Genomic DNA, 4,101 nt, shown 5'->3' with positions numbered 1-4,101 from the left:
GTGGTAGTTCTTGTCGCCCACGTGTTCGAACATGCCGATCGAGAAGATCGCATCGAAAGGTTCATCAAGTTCGCGATAGTCCTGCAACCGGATCTCGATCGGCAGGCCAGCGCACAGCGTGCGGGCGAAGTCGGCCTGCTCCTGCGAGATGGTGATGCCCACGCCACTGACACCGTATCGTTCGGCGGCGAACTTCAGCGCCTCGCCCCAACCGCAGCCGATGTCCAGCACGCGTTGCCCGGGACGCAGCCCCAGCTTGCGGCACACCAGGTCCAGCTTGGCTTCCTGCGCGCCATCCAGATCGTCGGCATTGCGCCAGTAACCACAGCTGTAGACCAGGCGCTGGCCGAGCATCGCCTGGTACAGGTCATTGCCAAGGTCATAGTGGCGGCGGCCGACTTCATAGCTGCCCGCCCCGGACTGCAGGTTGAACAGGCGCGCCTTCAAGGCGTCGGCCACCTCGCGCCAGCCGTGCACCCGTTCGTCCAGGTGCGCCTGCATCAGGTGGTACAGGAACTCGTCGAGGACGTTGGCATCCCACCAGCCGTCCATGTAGCTCTCGCCCAGGCCGAGTGAGCCGTGCGCGATGACCCGCGCGAAGAAGCGCGGGTCATGCACCTGGATATCCTGCGGCCGGGTTCCATCGATCTGGACCCCGGCCTCGTGGAGCAGGCCGGTGACCCGCTCCTGCAACCCTGTATCCACGTCACCTCCTCGTCTACGGTTACCCGCGTGCGAACAGCTCCACGTAGTCCTTGGCCACGTGTGGCAACAACACCGAAGCCGGCACATCGGCGGTCTGGGTGCCGTCCGAGTATGGACCCACCTGGTAGGGCGGGAACACGAAGCGCAGCGCGGTGATCTGTCCCTTGTCGTCGGTCAGCGGCTGGAACTGGCTGAAGTTGTCGGCCTGCGGACCGGTGCCGTCGGCGATCATCCGCGAGGCGTTGCGCAGCGATTCCTGCAGCTGCGACGGGTCCATGTCCTCGCCGCTGAGGCGGGTGGCCACACGCTCGCGCAGCTGGTCGGCGACGAAATCGCTGATCGCTTTCCAGCCCTTGGCATCGGCCACCAGCTTGTCGGCGCTCAGCATCTGCTGCTGCGCCGGCAGCCACACGAAACGAGCCACCAGCGGYTCGCCATGGGCGCCGCCGGTGTAGCGGCTGCCGTCGGCACTGACCACCACCAGCTGCGGCGTCTCCAGCAGCTTCTCGAAGCTCAGCGACAGCTCATAGGGCATGGTCGGCTTGTCGTTGCCCAGCCCGTCCAGCGCCTGCTGCAGATCGCTGCGGGCGGAGGTGGCATAGGCCTGCAGCGCGCGTGCCAGGCCCGGATAACGATCGATGCCCGCCGGGTAGCTGATGCCAACCACTTCACGTTCGTTGTTCTCGATCACATCGCGCAGATCCAACGGCGCTTCCGCCGCGGGTGCCTCGGCGGTGCCGGTGGTTTCGGCCGCAGGTGCGGCATCGGTGGCCGGAGCCGCCTCGTTCTCGCGCTGGCAACCGGCCAGCAACAGCACGCCCATAGCGCCGGCCAGCACGCTGGCGTGCAGTGGCCGGTTGTTTCCAATCTTCATCGGGATCCCCTGTTCATGTTCATGCATCATCGCCTGCCTTGGCTGAAGGGTGGCCCGCTGGATTCAGCCCACAAGCAGATCGTGGTACTCCTCGTGCCGCTGCAGGAAGGCCTCGGCATAGGCACATGCCGGCACCACCTTGTACTTCTGCTCACGGGCGAAACGCAGTGCGACCCGGGTCAGCTCACCGGCAATGCCGCGGCCGGCGATCGGCTCGGGCACTTCGGTATGGGTGATGACCATCCGCCTGCGCTTGATCTGGTACTCCAACAGTGCCACCTGCCCACGCACACGGGCGGTGAAACGGTGATTGACCTGATCGTGTTCGACCTCGTAAGCCAGACCGGGGGGCGTGACCGAAGCCATGGGACTGTCTCCTGCGGCGACTGCGTGGATGGTGCGCACGCGGGCGCCATGATCGCGTGAAGCCTGAACAGGGACAAGTCTGCGCCCGTTGCGTCAGTTGTTGCCCTCAAGCTTCAGGCCAACCGGCCGCTAACCCCTCTGCAGGGGTGCGCCAGCCTGGCATGCCCCTTGCGACAGTTGACCAAGCGATCTGCCGTGGAGGCCCGTGATGCACCCCAGCGATTCCCAATCCGATACCGATCACGCCCTGCTGGAGGGCCTGCTGCAACTGGCCGTGGAGGGACAGACCGAAGACCAGGCGTTCCAGAGCATCGGCGAGGAAGTGTTCTCCCGCCTGCTCGATACCTACGGTCAGCAGACCCGGGCCTGACCCGGAGCGGGGCCGCGGCCCCGGGGGTCGGATCCAGTGGATCCGACCCCGGCCACCCTCAGCCGCCGCCGAGGCGGAAGGTCGGGTTGGACAGTTCGCGCAGGAAGTGACTGAAGATGCTCGGCTGCATGGCCAGCATGAAGATCACGCCGAACGCCGCACCGGCCAGGTGCGCGCTGTGGTTGATGCGATCGCCACCGCGCTTGTCCATCCAGATGCTGTAGCCGACGTAGAACGCGGCATAGACGATCGCCGGCGCCGGGATGAAGAACACCAGGATGATCGACCACGGCTTGATCAGGATGAAGGCGAACAGCACCGCCGACACCGCCCCGGACGCACCGAGGCTGAGGTAGTTCGGGTTCTTCTGGTTCTTCAGGTAGCTGGGCAGGATCGAGACCAGCAACGCACCGACGTAGAACGCCGGATAGACCAGATAGCTGCCGGTCAGCTGCACCATCACGCTCTCGATGAACCCCCCGAAGAAGAACAGGGTGATCATGTTGAAGATCAGGTGCGACCAGTCGGCATGGATGAAGCCGTAGGTGATCAGGCGGTCGTACTGGCGGTGGCGATCCACCGCCGGCGGCCACAGGATCAGGCGGTCGGCCAGCTTGCGGTTGTTGAACGCCATCCACGACAGGATGGCGGTGATGGCGATCAACAGCAGATTGACGGGGGTCATGTCAGGCTCAGGCGGTGCGGTAGTTGTCGACCATACGATAGCGTCGTGCATACCAACCAAAGGCCAACGCCGCGATGAAGGCGAAGCCGGCGAAGAAGAACATCAGGAATGCCGCCTCGCTCAACCCGGTCCCCGCGATCTGGTGGGTCACCGTCTCGTTGCGTACGGCCGCATTGGACAGCAGCACCCACAGGTTGCCGATGGTGGTGGTCAGGTTCCAGAAGCTCATCACCACGCCCTTCATCGCCTGCGGGGCCTGGCTGTAGGCRAACTCCAGGCCGGTGGCCGAGACCAGCACCTCRCCGAAGGTCAGCAGCGCGTASGGCAGCATCTGCCAGAAGATCGACATCGCATTGCCGCCATCCATCACCACCTGGATGCCACCCACCACGATCCAGGCCAGGCCGCTGAAAGCGATGCCGGCGGTCATCCGGCGCAGCGCGGTGGGCTCGAAACCGAAGCGGCGCAGGGCTGGGTACAGCACCAGGTTGTTGAACGGAATCAGGATCATCACCAGCAGCGGGTTCAGCGCCTGCATCTGCGAGGCGGTAAACCAGCTCGGCATCTGCATCTGCTGGCCCTGCAGCACCCAGGTCGAAGCTTTCTGGTCGAACAGCGAGAAGAACGGCGTGGTCAGGGCGAAGATCACCAGCACGCGCAGCACCGAGCGCACGCCTTCCACGGCTTCGGCCGGATGCTGGCCGCGCGCGCGGTCCAGCTGCAGCCAGGTGCCACCACCGATGCCCGCGAGGATCGAGACCAGCGCCAGGCACAGGCAGATCACGATGCCGAGCGAGCCGATCAGGCCGAACGAGGCCACCGCCAGCACCAGGCCGAGCACGGCGATCACAAGGCCCGGACGGCCCTGGCCGGCCACCCGCGTGGTCAGCGCGGTGCGCACCACATTGGCGAACGAATGCGGGTCCTTCGGCGGCAACGGCACCAGCACGTAGCGCTTGCGGCCCAGCCAGARCACGAAGGTGGCGATGAACATCAGGATGCCCGGAATACCAAACGCCCACTGCGGGCCCCAGTTCTTCAGCACCAGCGGGATCAGCAGCGAGGCGAACAACGAACCGAAATTGATGATCCAGTAGAAGG

General features: G+C 65.1%; 6 protein-coding genes. 1 reads left to right on the top strand and 5 read right to left on the bottom strand.

Annotation, left to right across the window (positions count from 1 at the left end):
• From AC1VAN_RS13830 to AC1VAN_RS13820, 3 genes are all read right to left on the bottom strand, one after another.
• Positions 1-705: class I SAM-dependent methyltransferase (locus AC1VAN_RS13830; RefSeq protein ID WP_480986000.1), on the bottom strand; the 705-nt coding region annotated here is incomplete at its 3' end.
• Positions 706-724: 19 nt separating this feature from the next.
• Entirely contained in the window at positions 725-1,606 is an 882-nt protein-coding gene (locus AC1VAN_RS13825) for a DUF3298 and DUF4163 domain-containing protein (RefSeq protein WP_025876745.1), read from the bottom strand.
• A 36-nt stretch (positions 1,607-1,642) separates the two neighbouring features.
• The gene (locus AC1VAN_RS13820) at positions 1,643-1,945 is read right to left on the bottom strand and encodes a GNAT family N-acetyltransferase (RefSeq protein ID WP_025876743.1); all 303 of its coding nucleotides are present in this window, start codon (positions 1,943-1,945) and stop codon (positions 1,643-1,645) included.
• Positions 1,946-2,153: 208 nt separating this feature from the next.
• Here AC1VAN_RS13820 and AC1VAN_RS13815 point away from each other — a divergent pair, with 208 nt between their 5' ends.
• The gene (locus AC1VAN_RS13815; protein ID WP_162887673.1) at positions 2,154-2,315 is read left to right on the top strand and encodes a hypothetical protein; all 162 of its coding nucleotides are present in this window, start codon (positions 2,154-2,156) and stop codon (positions 2,313-2,315) included.
• 58 nt (positions 2,316-2,373) lie between these two features.
• On the opposite strand, the gene AC1VAN_RS13810 is transcribed toward AC1VAN_RS13815, so the two are convergent.
• Positions 2,374-3,000, bottom strand: a complete 627-nt coding sequence (locus AC1VAN_RS13810) for a rhomboid family intramembrane serine protease (protein ID WP_025876742.1) — start codon at positions 2,998-3,000, stop codon at positions 2,374-2,376.
• 7 nt (positions 3,001-3,007) lie between these two features.
• Positions 3,008-4,101 (bottom strand): POT-type proton-dependent oligopeptide transporter (locus tag AC1VAN_RS13805; RefSeq protein ID WP_480985999.1); only part of this gene is annotated, 1,094 nt, incomplete at its 5' end.

The sequence above is a fragment of the Stenotrophomonas sp. 05L44_2 genome (assembly GCF_056665995.1).
This window is presented reverse-complemented; position numbering and strand designations above follow the sequence as displayed.

What these genes read in the sequence shown, in the direction of transcription:
- AC1VAN_RS13810 (WP_025876742.1), bottom strand. Translation starts at nt 3,000, where the DNA reads ATGACCCCCGTCAATCTGCTGTTGATCGCCATCACCGCCATCCTGTCG.
- AC1VAN_RS13815 (WP_162887673.1), top strand. Translation starts at nt 2,154, where the DNA reads ATGCACCCCAGCGATTCCCAATCCGATACCGATCACGCCCTGCTGGAG.
- AC1VAN_RS13820 (WP_025876743.1), bottom strand. Translation starts at nt 1,945, where the DNA reads ATGGCTTCGGTCACGCCCCCCGGTCTGGCTTACGAGGTCGAACACGAT.